The organism is Piscinibacter gummiphilus, from assembly GCF_032681285.1.
GTDB lineage: Bacteria > Pseudomonadota > Gammaproteobacteria > Burkholderiales > Burkholderiaceae_C > Rhizobacter > Rhizobacter gummiphilus_A.
The window spans coordinates 2336035-2353757 of record NZ_CP136336.1; the positions used below are offsets into that span (position 1 = coordinate 2336035).

Here is a 17723-nt window from a genome sequence, read left to right on the forward strand (position 1 = left end):
TTCCGTCGCCCTGCGCGAGCCCTCGCAGCTCTATAATGTGCGTTCGCACAACATCTGGTCTTAATTTGGCGCCCGACCTGGGCGCCTTCGTTATTACCGAGCAGGTACCACACCCGCTTCAAAAGAGCGCGGAGAGGTGCACCGATGGATTTTCGTTAGAGAAATTCGCAAAGGTTCAACATGGACATGTCTGCCGCGGAAATCAAACGCGCCGCCTCGGCGCAGCCGCAAAACTCCCCCTCCGCCGAGCCGAACGGCTCGGAAATCCTGGTCCGCTGCCTTCAGGCCGAAGGCGTCAAGTTCCTCTGGGGCTACCCCGGCGGTGCGGTCCTCTACATCTACGACGCCCTGTACAAGCAGGAGAGCATCGAGCACATCCTCGTACGCCATGAGCAAGCCGCCGTGCACGCGGCCGATGGCTACGCCCGGGCGACGGGCGATGTCGGTGTGGCACTGGTGACCTCGGGCCCTGGCGTGACCAATGCCATCACCGGCATTGCGACCGCGTACATGGACTCGATCCCGATGGTGATCATCACCGGACAGGTGCCCACGCCGGCAATCGGCCTCGACGCCTTCCAGGAGTGCGACACCGTCGGCATCACCCGCCCGATCGTCAAGCACAACTTCCTGGTGAAGGACGTGCGCGATCTCGCCATCACGCTGAAGAAGGCCTTCCACATCGCCCGCACAGGCCGCCCCGGCCCGGTGGTGGTCGACATCCCGAAGGACGTGTCGCTCAAGACTGCGCCGTTCCACTACCCGGCGACCGTCGAGATGCGCTCGTACAACCCGGCACGCAAGGGCCATGGCGGGCAGATCCGCAAGGCCGTGCAGCTGCTGCTGGCCGCCAAGCGCCCCTACATCTACACCGGCGGTGGCGTGGTGCTGGGCAATGCTGCAGCCGAACTGCGCGAACTGGTGAACCTGCTCGGCTACCCCGTCACCAACACGCTGATGGGCCTGGGCGCGACGCCTGCGAGTGACCCCAAATTCCTCGGGATGCTCGGCATGCACGGCACCTACGAAGCCAACATGACGATGCAGAACTGCGACGTCCTGCTGGCCGTGGGCGCCCGGTTCGACGACCGCGTGATCGGCAACCCCAAGCACTTCGCCTCGGTCGAACGCAAGATCATCCACATCGACATCGACCCGTCATCGATCTCGAAGCGCGTGAAGGTCGACATCCCCATCGTCGGCGACGTGAAGGACGTGCTGCAGGAGCTGATCGCCCAGATCAAGGAAGCACAAGCCAAGCCTGACGTGCAGTCGCTGTCGGCCTGGTGGGGCCAGATCAACGAATGGCGCAAGCGCGAGTGCCTGAAATACAAGAACAGCACCGAGGTCATCAAGCCGCAGTACGTGGTCGAAACCCTGTGTGAGCTGACCCGCAACCGCGACACCTACATCACCTCCGACGTCGGCCAGCACCAGATGTGGGCCGCGCAGTTCTACCGCTTCGAGGAGCCGCGCCGCTGGATCAACTCGGGTGGCCTGGGAACGATGGGCGTGGGCCTGCCGTACGCCATGGGCATCAAGATGGCCAAGCCCGATTCAGACGTTTTCTGCATCACCGGCGAAGGGTCCATCCAGATGTGCATCCAGGAGCTGTCGACCTGCCTGCAGTACAAGACCCCGGTCAAGGTGGTCTCGCTCAACAACCGCTACCTGGGCATGGTGCGCCAGTGGCAGGAACTGGACTACCAGGGCCGCTACTCGCACAGCTACATGGACGCGCTGCCCGACTTCGTGAAGCTCGCCGAGGCCTATGGCCACGTCGGTCTGCTGGTCGAGAAGCCGGGTGACGTGGAGCCGGCGCTGCGCGAAGCCATCAAGCTCAAGGACCGCACCGTCTTCCTCGACATCCGCACCGACCCCACGGAGAACGTCTGGCCGATGGTGCAGGCCGGCAAGGGCATCTCGGAGATGCTGCTCGGGTCCGAAGACCTGTGAGACGCTGAACCCGGCCAGGGGTGGTGCGTTACCGCGCCCACCCGAACGCCCGGGAGACGCGCCGAACGACTTCGGCCATTCCTAACCCTTATTCACGGACAGCGTGGCCAAGGGTCATGGGTTACCGCCCATGGCCTGAAGAGCGCGCTACACACCCATGAAACACATCATTGCCTTGCTGCTGGAAAACGAACCAGGAGCCTTGTCGCGCGTGGTCGCCCTGTTCTCGGCCCGCGGCTACAACATCGAAAGCCTCACGGTCGCGCCGACGGAAGACCCGTCGCTCTCGCGCATGACCATCGTGACCACCGGCTCGGATGACGTGATCGAGCAGATCACCAAGCACCTGAACCGCCTGATCGAAGTGGTGAAGGTCGTCGACCTCACCGAAGGTGCCTACACCGAGCGTGAGCTGATGCTCATCAAGGTGCGCGCCGTCGGCAAGGAACGCGAGGAGATGAAGCGCATGGCCGACATCTTCCGCGGCCGCATCATCGACGTCACCGAGAAGAGCTACACCATAGAGTTGACCGGCGATGCGTCCAAGCTCGATGCCTTCATCGAAGCCCTGGACCGCACCGCCATTCTGGAAACCGTGCGCACCGGCACCAGCGGGATCGGTCGCGGCGAGCGCATCCTGCGCGCGTGAGTCCCTCACCGAAAATCCCCGAACCCCGCTTTGAACTGACGACAGAGAGAAGGAGCTAGACATGAAGGTTTACTACGACAAGGACGCCGATCTGAGCCTGATCAAGGGCAAGAACGTCGCCATCATCGGTTACGGCTCGCAGGGCCACGCGCACGCGCAGAACCTGAACGACAGCGGGGTGAAGGTCACCGTCGGCCTGCGCAGGGGCGGTGCCTCGTGGCCCAAGGTCGAGAAGGCCGGCCTCAAGGTTGCGGAAGTCGCTGATGCCGTCAAGGCTGCCGATGTCGTCATGATCCTGCTGCCCGACGAGCAGATCGCCGCCGTCTACTACAAGGACATCGAACCGAACATCCGCCAAGGCGCGTCGCTCGTCTTCGCCCACGGCTTCAACGTGCACTACGGCTTCGTCACACCGCGCGCCGACCTCGACGTGTGGATGGTCGCCCCGAAGGCCCCCGGCCACACCGTGCGTGGCACCTACGCCCAGGGCGGCGGCGTGCCCCACCTGATCGCTGTGCATGCCGACAAGTCGGGCAAGGCGCGTGACCTGGCGCTCAGCTACGCCGCGGCCAACGGCGGCGGCAAGGCCGGCATCATCGAGACCAACTTCCGCGAAGAAACCGAAACCGACCTCTTCGGCGAGCAAGCCGTGCTGTGCGGCGGCACCGTCGAGCTGATCAAGGCTGGCTTCGAGACGCTGGTGGAAGCCGGCTATGCCCCCGAGATGGCCTACTTCGAGTGCCTGCACGAGCTCAAGCTCATCGTGGACATGATCTACGAAGGCGGCATCGCCAACATGAACTACTCGATCTCGAACAACGCCGAATACGGCGAGTACGTCACCGGCCCCCGTGTCGTGACCGAAGAGACCAAGAAGGTCATGAAGCAGGTGCTGAAGGACATCCAGACCGGCGATTACGCGAAGAGCTTCATCCTCGAGAACAAGGCTGGTGCGCCCACGCTGCTGTCGCGCCGCCGCTTGATGGCCGAGCACCCGATCGAACAGGTCGGCGAGAAGCTCCGTGCCATGATGCCGTGGATCAAGAAGAACAAGCTGGTCGACCAGAGCAAGAACTGATCGTCCACCGTTCTCCGCACGAGACGCCGCAAGGGAAACCTTGCGGCGTTTTTGCTGGGGGCTGCGGTATCCTCCCAGCCTTGGTTTCCGACCTCTTCACACGCAGATGAACGACATGCATGACGGCGTGCAACCCGTGGCCGACGCAGACGAAGCGCCGGCTCGCCCGCGCCGCAAAGGCATCTACATCCTGCCGAATCTATTCACGTTGGCGGCGCTCTTCGGAGGCTTCTACGGCATCGTGATGGCGATGAACGGCCGCTTCGAGCAGGCGGCCATCGGCATCTTCTGCGCGATGGTGCTCGACAGCCTCGACGGCCGGGTCGCTCGAATGACCAACACGCAGAGCACCTTCGGCGAGCAGATGGACAGCCTGTCCGACATGGTCTCGTTCGGTGCGGCCCCGGCGCTCATCGTGTACGAATGGGCGCTCAAAGGTCTGGGCAAGCTCGGCTGGATCGCAGCGTTCGTCTACTGCTCTTGCGCCGCGCTGCGCCTCGCCCGCTTCAACACCAACCTCGGCGTGGTCGACAAGCGCTTCTTCCAGGGCCTGCCCAGCCCCGCGGCCGCAGCCCTCGTGATGGGTTTCATCTGGCTGATGGACGACTCGGGCTTCAAGGTCGCGCTCACCGGCGATTGGCTGCGCTGGACGGCCTTCGGCTTCGCGATGTACGCCGGCCTCACGATGGTCACCAACGTGCCGTTCTACAGCTTCAAGGACGTGAGCTTCAAGCGCTCGGTGCCCTTCATCGTGATCGTGGCCATCGCGCTCGGCATTGCCGTCATCAACATCCATGCGCCCTCGGTGCTCTTCGGTGTCTTCTGCATCTATGGCCTGTCGGGCTACGTGGTCTATGTCTGGAAGCGCATGAAAGGCCGCCCGGTGAGCGTTATTGCCACTTCGATGGACGAGCCCGACGAAGAAGGCCTGCACCGCTGAAGAAAACGCTGATATATTCGCCAGCCATGACGTTCTCGATCTCCCTCGCGCTAGCTCTACTAGAGGTGCCACGGGCTCGCTGATCGTTCACGTCCATCGTTTTCGTTCTCAACGGCCCGTTTGCAACCAGCATCGGGCCGTTTTGCATTTGGGTTTGCTGGTTGCCGTTCAACTCTCTTCAGGGGATGACCATGTTGAAGCAACCGCAGCAGAAATACCGACCCTTCGCCCCCGTTGGCTTGCGTGATCGCACTTGGCCTGACGCCGTGCTCACCCAAGCGCCAATCTGGCTCAGCACCGACCTGCGCGATGGCAACCAAGCGCTGATCGAGCCGATGGATCTGCCGCGCAAGCTGCGCATGTTCGAGATGCTGCTGCGCATCGGCTTCAAGGAAATCGAGGTCGGCTTTCCTTCGGCATCGCAGACCGAATTCGACTTCCTCCGCACCTTGATCGAGCAGGATCTCGTGCCGGACGACGTGACGATCCAGGTGCTGACCCAAGCCCGCGAGCCCTTGATCCGCCGCACCTTCGAGTCGCTGAAGGGCGCAAAGCGCGCGATCGTGCACCTCTACAACGCCACCGCGCCGGTGATGCGCGACGTGGTGCTCGGGTTAGACAAGGACGGCGTCGTGGCCCTCGCCGTGGAGCACGCTCAGCTGATGAACCAGCTCGCCGCCGAACAGCCCGAGACGGAGTGGCGCTTCGAGTATTCGCCGGAGACCTTCTCCGACACCGAGCTCGAATTTGCCAAGCGCATCGTGGACGCCGTCACCGAAGTGTGGCAGCCCACGCCCGAGCGCAAATGCATCGTCAACCTGCCGACGACCATCGAGCGCTCGACGCCGAACATCTTCGCCGACATGGTCGAGTGGATGCACCGCCACTTGGCCCGCCGCGACAGCATCGTGCTGTCGGTGCACCCGCACAACGACCGCGGCACCGGCACCGCCACGGGAGAGTTCGCCTTGATGGCCGGTGCCGACCGCATCGAAGGCTGCCTCTTCGGCAACGGCGAGCGCACCGGCAACTGCGACCTCGTCAACATCGCACTCAACCTCTACACGCAGGGCGTGTCACCGATGCTCGACTTCTCGGACATCGACGAGGTGCGCCGCTGCGTCGAGCACTGCAACCAGCTGCCGGTTCATCCGCGCCACCCCTACGTCGGCGACCTGGTCTACACCTCGTTCTCGGGCTCGCACCAGGACGCCATCAAGAAGGCCTTCGCCGCGCGCAAGGAGGGCGACGTCTGGAACATGCCCTACCTGCCGATCGACCCGAAAGACCTCGGTCGCAGCTACGACGCGGTGATCCGCGTCAACAGCCAGTCGGGCAAGGGTGGCATCTCGTACCTGCTCGAGAACGAATATGGCCTCGAGCTCCCGCGCCGCCTGCAGATCGAGTTCAGCCAGGTGGTGCAGGCCGTGATGGACGACACCGGCAAGGAGCAGACCGCCGCCGAGCTGTGGAACATCTTCCAGCGCGAATACAGCGCCGCCGGGGCCTGGGATGCACAGGTCGTGCACGCGACGATCTCGCCGGTCGCCGACGGACAGGTCAAGCTCTCGACCAGCGTCTACGTCGATGGCCGCGGCCTGAAGGTCGAAGGGCAGGGCACGGGCCCGATCGAAGCTTTCGTCGAAGGCGTGAACCGCCAGCTTGCCTCGAAGGTGCGCGTGCTCGACTACCACGAGCACGCCATCGGCAGTGGCGCCGATGCCAAGGCCGTGGCGTATCTCGAGCTGCGCGTGGGCGATGGCCCCACGCTCTTCGGCGTGGGCATCGATGCCAACATCGTCTCGGCGTCGCTCAAAGCCATCACGTCGGGACTGCATCGCGCACGCCGCCAGGGCAAGCTGCAGTTCGCGCAAGCGGCGCTCGCCTAACATCGCGGAAAAGCCAGCCATTGAGGAGCACCCCATGACCGACAAACTCATCATTTTCGACACCACCTTGCGCGATGGCGAGCAGTCGCCCGGGGCCTCGATGACCAAGGACGAGAAGCTGCGCATCGCGCGCCAGCTTGAGCGGCTGAAGGTCAACGTGATCGAGGCGGGCTTCGCCGCCTCATCCAACGGCGACTTCGAAGCCGTGCGTGCGATCGCGCAGGCGATCAAGGACAGCACCGTCTGTTCGCTGGCTCGCGCCAACGACCGCGACATCTCGCGTGCCGCCGAGGCGCTGAAGGGCGGCAACTCCACCCGCATCCACCTCTTCCTTGCGACGAGCGCGTTGCACATGGAGAAGAAGCTGCGCATGACGCCCGACCAGGTGTTCGAGCAGGCCAGACTCTCGACGCGATTTGCGCGCAACCTCACGGAAGACGTTGAGTTCTCGCCCGAAGACGGCTATCGCTCCGACCCCGACTTCCTCTGCCGCGTGCTCGAAGCGGTGATCGACGCGGGGGCGACCACGCTCAACATCCCCGACACCGTGGGCTATGCGATCCCCGAGCTCTACGGCAACTTCATCCGCAATCTGCGTGAACGCATCCCCAACTCCGACAAGGCGATCTGGTCGGTGCATTGCCACAACGACCTGGGCATGGCGGTCGCCAACTCACTGGCGGGCGTGAAGATCGGTGGTGCGCGCCAGGTGGAGTGCACCATCAACGGCCTCGGCGAACGCGCGGGCAACTGCGCGCTGGAAGAGATCGTGATGGCCGTGCGCACCCGCAAGGACTACTTCGGCCTCTCGCTCGACATCGACGCGTCGCAGATCGTGCCGGCCTCGCGCCTCGTCTCGCAGACCACCGGTTTCGTGGTGCAGCCCAACAAGGCCGTCGTCGGCGCCAACGCCTTCGCGCACGCCTCGGGCATCCACCAGGACGGCGTGCTCAAGGCGCGCGACACCTACGAGATCATGCGTGCCGAAGACGTGGGCTGGACGGCCAACAAGATCGTGCTGGGCAAGCTCTCGGGCCGCAACGCCTTCAAGCAGCGCCTGCACGAACTGGGCATCGAGATGGAGTCCGAGGCCGAGATCAACGCGGCCTTCGCCAAGTTCAAGGAGCTGGCCGACCGCAAGAGCGACATCTTCGACGAGGACATCCTCGCCCTCGTGATGGACGAGTCGGTGACCACCGAGCACGAGCACTACCGTCTGCTGGCGCTCTCTCAGCGCTCGGAGACCGGCGAGCGCCCGCACGCCCGGGTGGCTTTCGCGGCCGGCGAACAAGAGTTGCATGCTGAGAGCGACGGCAATGGCCCGGTCGACGCCAGCCTCAAGGCCATCGAGACGCAGGTGAAAAGCGGGGCGGAAATGCTGCTTTATTCGGTGAACGCCATCACCTCGGGCAGCACAGAATCACAGGGCGAGGTCACTGTGCGGCTTCAACACGGCGGGCGTGTCGTGAACGGTGTGGGGTCCGATCCCGACATCGTCGTTGCGTCGGCCAAAGCCTACCTTTCGGCGTTGAACAAGCTGCACAGCAAGAACGAGCGCGTGGCTGCGCAGGGGTGATATTTCTCACAAACCTGACAACTCCTAGGTCTGACTTTAGGAAAAACGCGCAAGTTTTTGATCTTGCGAGGGTTTTTTCGTTGGCCTACACTCGGGCGACCGAGCGTGAAAGGTAGTTGTTGTGGCGCGTCTCACTCAAAAATCAGTGTCGTTGTTGTTTCGTGGCCTGGTGACCGTGGTGATTGCCGCCTGCCTGCCGTTGTCGGCCGGTGCGGCAGCCAAGCCCGCAAAGAAGCGCGCCGCGGCCGTGGCCAAGGCGCCGGTCAAGGCCAGCAAGGCCGTGGTGGTGCGTGGCGTCAAGCGCACCAGCCTTCGCACCGCCCGTGTGGTGGTGCCGGCGCGTCCCTCCTTCGGTCAGATCGCAGGCCTGCACTCCGCCGCCGATCCGCTGGACCTGAAATCAAGCGTGGCCCTGGTGATGGACCAGGACACCAACGAAGTGCTGTTCAGCAAGAACCCGCAAGCGGTCTTGCCCATTGCTTCGCTCACCAAACTCATGACCGCGCTGGTCGTCACCGAAGCCAAGCTCCCGCTGGATGAGGTGCTCACGATCAGCCAGGACGACGTGGACACCGAAAAGGGCAGCCGCTCGCGCCTGACGGTCGGCACGCAACTCACTCGCGGCGAGATGATGCATCTCGCGCTGATGTCGTCTGAAAACCGCGCTGCGCATGCGCTCGGCCGCCACTATCCGGGCGGGCTCGATGCGTTTGTCGCGGCGATGAACCGCAAGGCCATCGAACTGGGCATGCCGGCGACCCGCTACGTCGAGCCCACGGGCCTGTCGAGCCGCAACCAGTCGAGCGCACGCGATCTCGCCACGCTGGTGAAAGCCGCACACCATTACCCGCTGATCCGCGAACTCTCGACGTCGCCCGAGCATCAGGTGGCCGTCGGCCATCGCAACCTGCAGTTCCGCAACACCAACGGCCTCGTGCGAGACCCCGACTGGAACATCGGCCTGCAGAAGACGGGCTACATCTCCGAAGCCGGCCGTTGCCTGGTGATGCAGGCGCAGATGGCCGGTCGCCAACTCATCATGGTGTTCCTCGATTCGGCCGGCAAGTATTCGCGGATTGGCGACGCCGAGCGAGTGCGCAAATGGGTCAATGAGCGCATCACTGTGGCTGCGCCGGTGCGTGCGACGCCCACGATCCCGTCGATCGTTTCTCCGATTACGCCGGTAGTGCCAGCGGCTGCAGCACCTGCGGCAATGCCTGTGGTGCCGGCTGCCGTCGTGCTGCCCGAGCCCGCGAGCGAGAAGGCACACGAGACGCTTGAAGCACCGAAGCTCACGTCCTGAGTTGGCGCTGAAGTTCAAACAGAAGAGCCCGGCGCTGCCGGGCTCTTCTGCTTTCAGCCGCATGGAAGCTCAGGCGCGGTGCCCGAGCGCCGATGAGATCTGCGACGCAGTGGCCTTCAGCCGCTCCAGCCACGCCTCTTCCAGGCGGTCGGCGGGGGCCGAGATCGACAGGCCGGCCACGAGCTTGCCTTGGTCGTCGAGGATGCCGGCGGCCATGCAGCGCACGCCCAACTCCAGCTCTTCGTCGTCGCGCGCGGTGCCGTACTGCAGCACCTTCGAGAGTTCGCGCTCCAGGTTGCCGACGTCGGTGATGCTGTTGCGAGTGTGACCAGCCAAACCCGTGCGCGTGGCGTAGGCGCGCACGCGTTGCGGATCGTCGTGCGCCAGGAAGAGCTTGCCGACGGAGGTGAGGTGCAGGGGCGCCCGGCCACCGACCGCACGGACCACCTGCATGCCCGAGCGCTCGCTGTAGGTGCGCTCGATGTAGACGATCTCGTCGCCCTGGCGCACGGAAAGGTTCACCGGCTGATGCGTCAGCTTGTGCAGCTCGCGCATCGGGCCGAGCGCGGCGTCGCGCACATCGAGTCGCGCCTTCACGAGATTGCCGAGTTCGAGCAGGCGCATACCGAGGCGGTAGCTACCGGCTTCGGGGCGATCGACATAGCGGCCAACCGTCAGGTCGTTCAGGATGCGGTGCGCGGTGGAGGGGTGCAGCCCCGTCTGCTCGCTGATGAGCTTCAGGGAGACCGGGTCCTGGTGCGAGGCCAGCAGGTCCAGCAGCGAGAACATGCGTTCCAGCACCTGGATTGCCGGCTTTTGATCCTCTTTGCTTTTCATGCGGGGATTCTCACCCGATTCGCGCGCGTTTTGCATCGCGAAAATCAGACGACCATGCCAGCAGCAAGCCCGGAACGGGTGGCGCCTTCGAGCGTGGCCGGATAGGGGCCTTCGACATAGTCGCCTGCGGCCAGGAGGCCTGCCGCGATGTGCTGCGCGGGCCGGCGCAGGCCCGGCGTGCAGAGGAAGGTGGCCCGCTTTTCAGTGGTGGTGCGCAGCGGTTTCCAGTGCGGGCCGCCGAAAGCCGCTTCGGCCTGCTGCAAGGCCGCCTGCTCGACGGCGCCCATGCCCCGCGCCACCCACTCGGCCGCACCGCTGACCACGAGGGCGACGACGCCATCGGGGCCCCCCAGCGCCCCCAGATCGAAGGCGAACTGCGCGGGACGCGCGTTGTCGCTGCGCAGCGCCATCATCGGTTGAGGCAGGCGCCGCGGTGCGGGCTGCTGTGCGTAGACCGTGACGATGGGCTCATAGCGCAGCTGGGCGGCTTGTGCCGACCACTCGGGGGCGATGGGGGCCGTCAATCGAGCGGCCTCGTTGGCGGTGCACGAGAGCACCACGGCATCGAAGCTTTCTCCATCGAGTTGCCAGCGCCCTTGGGTGTTTGCAATGCGCTCCACCCGGGTCGACAGGTGCACCGTTGCTCCCGATGCCTTGAGCCAGCGCGCCGCCGGGGTGGGCCACAGCTCGCTCAGGCGCTGCCGTGGCAAGAGCAGGTCGGCCGAACCGGGGCCGGAGAAGAGGGCGTCTTTCAGCACCCGCAGGAAGACGCTGGCGCTCGCCTGAGGTGCCGGGGTGTTGAGGGCGGCGATGCACAGCGGGTCGAGCAGCTCGTCGCGCACCTTGGCCGGCAGGCGCGCGGTGAGTTGCGACACCGTGAGCGACGCATCGCAGCGAAAACCCCGCAGTGCCCACCCGGTCGACGCCATCAGCATGGCCTGCTTCTCGCGCCAGCCCCAGCCGGGGTAGCGCATCACCGCCGCGGCGAAGGTGATGAGGGGCGAGCCCGGTTGCAGCTGCAAGCCGGCCCCATCGGGATAGGTGACCTTCAATGGCGTGCGCAGCAGGGCCCGGTCGAGATCGACGCCGACGAAGCGCATCAGCGACAGCGTCTGCGAATAGGCGCCGATCAGGATGTGCTGCCCGTTGTCGAGCAAGGCGTCGCCAAAGTCGACCGCGCGCGCACGGCCGCCGAGTTGCGGCGCCATCTCGAAGAGCGTGACATGGTGGCCGCGCCGCGTGGCTTCGACGGCGGCTGCGAGCCCGGCCCAACCGCCGCCCACGACGGCCACACGCCGCCCTGCGGCCATCAACGGCCTCGCCAGTTCGTGCGTGCGGCGATCCACAGCTTGCGCACGGGCGTGAGCGAGATGCGCTGGTGCAGCACCTGGAAGCCGCCGGCCTCGATCTCGCGCAGCAGCGTGCGGTAGATGTTGGCCATCATCAGCCCCGGCTTCTGCGCCTTCCGGTCGGCCTCGGGCAGCAGGGCGAGGGCTTCGTCGTAGAGGCAGTGCGCGCGCTCGGCCTGGAATTTCATCAACGCGGTGAATCGCTCGCTGTAGCCGCGGTTGAGCACCTCGTGCGCCTTCACGTCGAAGCGCTGCAGCTCCGACACCGGCAGGTACACGCGGCCTCGCCGCGCATCGTCGCCCACGTCGCGGATGATGTTGGTGAGCTGCATCGCGAGGCCGAGCTTGTGCGCGTACTGCACGGTCGACGCTTCGGTGCGGCCGAAGATGCTCGAGGCCACCTCGCCCACCACGCCGGCCACGAGGTGGCAGTAGCGCTCGAGGCCGGGGAAGTCGAGGTAGCGACTCTGGTCGAGGTCCATCTGGCAGCCGTCGATCACGGCGATGAGATGCTCGGCGCGGATGTCGTAGTCAGCGATGTGCGGCATCAGGGCCTTCATCGCCGGGTGGCTCGGCTGGCCGCCGAAGCTCGTGGCAACCTCTTTGCGCCACCACGCGAGCTTGGTCGCGGCGACGCCGGGGTCGTGCACCTCGTCGACCACGTCGTCCACTTCTCGGCAAAAGGCGTAGAAGGCCGTGATCGCCGCACGCCGCGGTGGCGGCAAAAAGAGGAAGGCGTAGTAGAAGCTCGACCCGCTGGCCGCTGCCTTCTGCTGCACGTATTGCTCGGGCGTCATGGGCGCGCCTCCTGCAGCGATGAGGCGGCGCCGGGCTTCATGCGCAGGGCGCGCCAGAGCAGCAGGGGCGCGTCGTACCAGCGAAGCGTCGGGCGGAAGTGGAGGGTGTCGTGATGCAAGTGTTCGATCTTCTCCAGGATGCGCAGTCCGCCTTGCACCACCAGCCGCAGCTCCCAGCCGGCCCGGCCGGGAATGGCGTGGACGAGCGGTGCGCCTTCCAGCATCAGCCCTCGCGCCCAGCCCACCATCTCCGCGACGAGGTGGCGCATGGCCGGCGAGTCCTCTCGGGCGAGCAGCGCGGTGAGTCGGATGCCATGCCGCGACAGGTCTGCCATCGGGATGTAAGCACGGCCGCGCGTGGTGTCGATGCTCAGGTCCTGCCAGAAGTTGATGAGCTGCAGTGCGCTGCAAATGGCATCGGATTGCCGAAGCGAGCGCGCGTCGCGGATGTCGTAGAGGTGAAGCAGCAGGCGGCCGACGGGGTTGGCCGAGCGGCGGCAGTAGTCGAGCACGCCGGCACGGTCGGCGTACTGGTGCTGGTGCACGTCTTGTTCGAACGCGGAAATCAGGTCTTCCAGCAGGTCCAGCGGCAGTTGGTGCTGGTCGAGCGTGCGCTTGAGTGGCGTGAAGACGGCCGACCAGCGAGGCGAAGGCGCGGCGCCTTGCGCCACGGCCCGCAACTCGGCTCGATAGGCCTGCAGGGCAGCGGTCCGTTCGGCAGGGGAGGCGTCGCCTTCGTCGGCGAGGTCGTCGGCCGTGCGGGCGAACCAGTAGATCGCGGCAACGGCCGGGCGCAGCGGCGGCGGGCACAGCACCGAGGCGACCGGGAAGTTTTCGTAGTGGTCGATGCTCATGAGAGGCGCGCATTGTCGCCGTGAGCGCCGCTTTTCACGGCCTTCTGTGCCGATGTCGTCGCTCGCCGCAACCGGGCACCTGGGCCGCGCAAAAGTCGTTTGACAGGCCAGGGTTTGCCTGAATACATTACTGACCAGTCAGTCAGTTGTGTAAATCAAGTCCCGCCGAGGCTCCCATGCGTCACACCCTGCTCGTTCCGTTGCTCAGCGTGGCCGTTCTGGCCGCTTGCACCAAGGCCGAACCTGTTTCTGCGCCCGTTCGCGCCGTGCGAACGATGACGATCTCGACCGAAAGCGCGGGCGGGGCCTACGAGTACGCGGGCGAGGTGCGGGCGCGCACCGAGTCGCGGCTGGGCTTCCGGGTGGGCGGGAAGATCGTGCGCCGTGTCGTCAACGTGGGGGACTCGGTGAAGGCCGGGCAGGTGCTGGCTCAGCTCGACCCCCAGGACCTGAAGCTCGGGCAGGCCGCCGCACAGGCATCGCTCGTGGCGGCGCAGGCGAACCTCGACCAGACCCAGGCCGACTTCAAGCGCTTCAAGGAACTGCGCGACCAAGGCTTCATCAGCTCGGCGGAGCTCGAACGCCGCGAGACAGCGCTCAAGGCCGCACAGGCCCAGCTCGACCAGGCGCGCGCGCAAGCCAGCGTGCAAGGCAACCAGGCCGGCTACACCACCCTCGTGGCCGATGCGAACGGCGTCATCACCGGCGTCGACGCCGAGCCCGGCATGGTCGTGGCGGCCGGTGCGCCGGTGGTGCGCCTCGCGCACGATGGCCCGCGCGACGTGGTGTTCAACGTGCCGGAAGACAAGGTCAACCTGGTGAAGAGCCTGGCCGCGCAACCTGCGCGACTGAAGGCCAGGCTGTGGGGTTCGACCGACACCTTCCCGGCGCAGATCCGCGAAGTGGCCGCCGCGGCCGACCCGGTGACCCGCACGTTCGCCGTCAAGGCCGACCTCGGGCAGACGCCCGCCACCGCCGCGGTGCGCCTGGGCCAGACGGCCACCATCGTGGCCGAACTGCCGCGCCAGGCCGGCGTGACCAAGCTGCCGCTGTCTGCGCTGCGTGAAGCGCAGGGTGCAACCAACGTGTGGGTCGTCGACAAGGCGACCATGACCGTGGCGCTCAAGAAGGTGCAGCTGGCAGGCGCCGAGGGCAACGATGCGGTGATCACCGGCGGTGTGTCGCCGGGTGACGTGGTCGTGACTGCCGGGGTGCACGTGCTCAACCCGGGCGAGCAGGTCAAGTTCTATGCCGACCCGGGCGCACCCGCGACCGCCTCGGCCGACATCGGCACCCCCGTGGCGGTGAAGTGAGCGAGGCTGGCGTGAGCGATGCATCTGGCGCCGTGCGTGCGGCGCGGTTCAACATTTCCAAGTGGGCGCTGGAGCACCCGGCGCTGACACGTTATCTGCTGGTCGTCCTCATGGTGCTGGGTCTCACGGCCTACTTCCAGCTGGGGCAGGACGAAGACCCACCGTTCACCTTCCGCGCGATGGTGGTGCGGGCCTACTGGCCCGGTGCCACCGCGCAGCAGGTGGCCGAGCAGGTGACCGACAAGCTCGAGAAGACGCTGCAGGAGGTGCCCTACGCCGACAAGATCCGCAGCTATTCCAAGCCTGGCGAGACGCTCATCATCTTCCAGCTGAAGGACTCGACGCCGCCCAAGGACGTGCAGCAGATCTGGTACACGGTGCGCAAGAAGGTCGGCGACATGCGCGGCACCTTGCCAGGCGGTGTGGCCGGGCCGTTCTTCAACGACGAGTTCGGCGATGTGTACGGCTCGATCTATGCGCTCTCGAGCGATGGGTTCAGCTACGACGAGCTCAAGGAGCACGCCGACCAGGTGCGCCAGCGCCTGCTGAAGGTGAAGGACGTCAACAAGGTCGAAGTCTTCGGCGCGCAAGACGAGAAGATCTTCATCGAGATCTCGCAGAAGCGCCTGGCGCAGCTCGGCATCGACTTCAACGCAGTGCTCGCGCAATTGGGCCAGCAGAACGCGGTGGAGTCGGCGGGCGTCATCAATGCGCCGACCGACTATGTGCAGGTGCGCGTGGGCGGGCAGTTCAACTCGGTCGAGCAGCTGAAGAACTTCGCGATCCGCGCCAATGGCGCCAGCCTGAAGCTCGGCGACATCGCCGAAGTCAAGCGGGCGTATGTGGACCCACCACAGGTGAAGGTGCGCCACCAGGGCAAGGAGGTGATCGCCCTCGGCATTTCGATGGCCAAGGGCGGCGACATCATCGAGATGGGCCAGTCGCTCAAGAAGGCGACCGACGCGATCCGCGACGACCTGCCGGCCGGCATCACGATGCACCAGTTCCAGAACCAGTCGACGGTGGTCGCGCGCTCGGTCAACGAGTTCGTCGGCGTGCTGATCGAGGCCGTGGTGATCGTGCTGGCGGTGAGTTTCGTGAGCCTGGGCCTGCACTTCAAGCCGCTGCGGCTCGACTGGCGGCCGGGCTTGGTGGTGGGCATCACCATTCCGCTCGTGCTGGCCATCACCTTCGTGACCATGTTCTATTGGGGCGTGGGCCTGCACAAGATCTCGCTCGGCTCGCTCATCATCGCGCTCGGCCTCCTGGTCGACGACGCGATCATTGCGGTCGAGATGATGGTGCGCAAGCTGGAAGAGGGCTACGACAAGGCGCGTGCGGCCACCTTCGCGTATGACGCGACGGCGATGCCGATGCTCACCGGCACGCTCATCACGGCGGTCGGCTTCCTGCCGATCGGCTTGGCGAAATCGACGGTCGGCGAATACACCTTCGCGATCTTCGCGGTGACGGCGGCGGCGCTCCTGATCTCGTGGTTTGTCTCTGTCTACTTCGTGCCGTACCTCGGCACGGTGCTGCTCAAGACCAAGCCGCATGCCGACAGCGACCAGCCGCACGAGCTCTTCGACACGCCGTTCTACACGCGCTTCCGTGCGCTCGTCGATTGGTGCGTCAAGCACCGCTGGATCACCATCGGCCTGACGGTGGGCACGCTGGTGCTTGGCGTTGTCGGCATGGGCAAGGTGCAGAACCAGTTCTTCCCCGATTCGAACCGGCTCGAACTGCTGGTCGACCTGTGGCTGCCCGAAGGTTCGTCGTACAGCGCCAACGAGGCGATCACCAAGAAGGTCGAAGCGCGCCTGATGAAGCTCGAAGGCGTCGACCACGTCACCACCTGGGTGGGCAGCGGCGTGCCGCGCTTCGCGCTCGTGCTCGACCAGATCTTCCCGCAGAGCAATGTGAGCCAGATCGTGCTGCTGCCCAAGGACCTGGCGGCGCGCGAGAAGCTGCGCCATCAGCTGCCCGAACTGCTGGCCACCGAGTTCCCCGAGGTGCGTGCCCGGCCCAAGCTCCTGCCCAACGGGCCGCCGGTGCCGTACCCGGTGCAGTTCCGCGTGGTCGGGCCGGACCCGGGCAAGGTGCGTGTCTATGCCGACGAGGTGAAGGCGATCATGCTGAAGAACCCCAACATGCGCGGCGTGAACGACAACTGGAATGAGTCGGTCAAGGTGCTGCGGCTGGAGGTCGACCAGGACAAGGCGCGGGCGCTGGGCGTGTCCAGCCAGGCCATTGCCCAGGCAGCGCGCACGCTCAACAGTGGTACGACTGTCGGCCAGTACCGTGACGGCGACAAGCTGATCGACATCGTGCTTCGCCAGCCGCTGGAAGAGCGCAAGGCGATCACCGACTTGGCGAACGCCTATGTGCCGACGACCATCGGCCGCAGCATCCCGCTGAGCCAGGTTGCCAAGGCGAACTTCGTCTGGGAGCCGGGCGTGCTGTGGCGCGAGAACCGCGACTACGCGGCCACGGTGCAGGGTGACATCGTCGAGGGCCTGCAAGGGGCGACGGTGACGGCGCAACTCGATCCGCTCTTCGCCCCCATCCGCGCCAAGATGCCCGCCGGCTACCGCGTGGAAGTGGCCGGCGCGGTGGAGGAGAGCAGCAAAGGGCAGGGCTCGATCGCGGTCGGCGCACCGCTGATGCTTTTCATCATGTTCACGCTGCTGATGCTGCAGCTGCAGAGCTTCAGCCGCGCGATGCTGGTGTTCCTGACCGGGCCACTGGGCATCGCCGGCGTGGCGGCAGCGTTGCTGCTGCTGAACCGGCCGTTCGGCTTCGTGGCGCTCTTGGGCGTGATCGCGTTGATGGGCATGATCATGCGCAACTCGGTGATCTTGATCGACCAGATCGAGCAGGACCGCGAGCGGGGCGTGCCGACCTGGAATGCGGTGGTCGAAGCCTCGGTGCGGCGTTTCCGCCCGATCATCCTGACGGCCGCGGCGGCGGTGCTCGCGATGATCCCGCTGTCGCGCAGCGTGTTCTGGGGCCCGATGGCGGTGGCCATCATGGGTGGACTGATCGTCGCAACGGCACTCACGCTGCTGGCTTTGCCAGCGATGTATGCGGCCTGGTTCCGGGTGAAGTCTGCCGATCAGGAACTGCAAGGGTCCGGCAAGCTCGCCACAAGCGGCTAAAATCCGCGGCTCCCCGAATTCGGC

The 17723-nt window shown here is 65.6% G+C and carries 13 protein-coding genes; 9 read left to right on the forward strand and 4 right to left on the reverse strand.

What is annotated here, in order from left to right:
• Window positions 1-180 precede the first annotated feature (180 nt).
• The 7 genes from RXV79_RS10980 to pbpG all read left to right on the forward strand — a co-directional run bounded on the left by RXV79_RS10980 (window position 181) and on the right by pbpG (window position 9391).
• The gene (locus tag RXV79_RS10980; protein ID WP_316703465.1) at window positions 181-1956 is read left to right on the forward strand and encodes an acetolactate synthase 3 catalytic subunit; all 1776 of its coding nucleotides are present in this window, start codon (window positions 181-183) and stop codon (window positions 1954-1956) included.
• A gap of 157 nt (window positions 1957-2113) precedes the next feature.
• On the forward strand, window positions 2114-2605 hold the full coding sequence (gene ilvN, locus RXV79_RS10985; RefSeq protein ID WP_201803884.1) for an acetolactate synthase small subunit: 492 nt from the start codon (window positions 2114-2116) through the stop codon (window positions 2603-2605).
• Window positions 2606-2666: 61 nt separating this feature from the next.
• A complete protein-coding gene (ilvC, locus tag RXV79_RS10990) occupies window positions 2667-3683 on the forward strand; it encodes a ketol-acid reductoisomerase (RefSeq protein WP_316703466.1) in 1017 nt (338 codons plus the stop codon).
• Between the two features lie 115 nt (window positions 3684-3798).
• Complete coding sequence (pssA, locus tag RXV79_RS10995; RefSeq protein WP_316704075.1) at window positions 3799-4623, forward strand: CDP-diacylglycerol--serine O-phosphatidyltransferase; 825 nt, start codon at window positions 3799-3801, stop codon at window positions 4621-4623.
• A gap of 191 nt (window positions 4624-4814) precedes the next feature.
• On the forward strand, window positions 4815-6512 hold the full coding sequence (leuA, locus tag RXV79_RS11000) for a 2-isopropylmalate synthase (RefSeq protein WP_316703467.1): 1698 nt from the start codon (window positions 4815-4817) through the stop codon (window positions 6510-6512).
• A 34-nt stretch (window positions 6513-6546) separates the two neighbouring features.
• On the forward strand, window positions 6547-8088 hold the full coding sequence (locus RXV79_RS11005; protein ID WP_316703468.1) for a 2-isopropylmalate synthase: 1542 nt from the start codon (window positions 6547-6549) through the stop codon (window positions 8086-8088).
• A gap of 151 nt (window positions 8089-8239) precedes the next feature.
• Window positions 8240-9391 (forward strand): D-alanyl-D-alanine endopeptidase, encoded by a 1152-nt coding sequence (pbpG, locus tag RXV79_RS11010; protein WP_316703469.1) that lies wholly within the window; start codon window positions 8240-8242, stop codon window positions 9389-9391.
• 69 nt (window positions 9392-9460) lie between these two features.
• Here the strand turns inward: pbpG and RXV79_RS11015 are convergent, their stop codons facing one another.
• The 4 genes from RXV79_RS11015 to hpnC are packed head-to-tail and all read right to left on the reverse strand — an operon-like array spanning window position 9461 to window position 13228.
• On the reverse strand, window positions 9461-10228 hold the full coding sequence (locus RXV79_RS11015; protein WP_316703470.1) for an IclR family transcriptional regulator: 768 nt from the start codon (window positions 10226-10228) through the stop codon (window positions 9461-9463).
• 44 nt (window positions 10229-10272) lie between these two features.
• Window positions 10273-11574, reverse strand: a complete 1302-nt coding sequence (gene hpnE, locus RXV79_RS11020) for a hydroxysqualene dehydroxylase HpnE (protein WP_413816677.1) — start codon at window positions 11572-11574, stop codon at window positions 10273-10275.
• Window positions 11538-12374: a presqualene diphosphate synthase HpnD gene (hpnD, locus tag RXV79_RS11025; RefSeq protein WP_316703472.1), complete on the reverse strand. Its 837-nt coding sequence runs from the start codon at window positions 12372-12374 to the stop codon at window positions 11538-11540. Before hpnD ends, hpnE begins: the two co-directional genes overlap by 37 nt.
• Complete coding sequence (gene hpnC / locus RXV79_RS11030; RefSeq protein WP_316703473.1) at window positions 12371-13228, reverse strand: squalene synthase HpnC; 858 nt, start codon at window positions 13226-13228, stop codon at window positions 12371-12373. Before hpnC ends, hpnD begins: the two co-directional genes overlap by 4 nt.
• A 176-nt stretch (window positions 13229-13404) precedes the next feature.
• Between hpnC and RXV79_RS11035 the strand changes: the two genes are divergently transcribed.
• The gene (locus RXV79_RS11035; protein WP_316703474.1) at window positions 13405-14541 is read left to right on the forward strand and encodes an efflux RND transporter periplasmic adaptor subunit; all 1137 of its coding nucleotides are present in this window, start codon (window positions 13405-13407) and stop codon (window positions 14539-14541) included.
• An 11-nt stretch (window positions 14542-14552) separates the two neighbouring features.
• Window positions 14553-17699: an efflux RND transporter permease subunit gene (locus tag RXV79_RS11040; protein WP_316703475.1), complete on the forward strand. Its 3147-nt coding sequence runs from the start codon at window positions 14553-14555 to the stop codon at window positions 17697-17699.
• Window positions 17700-17723: the final 24 nt, after the last annotated feature.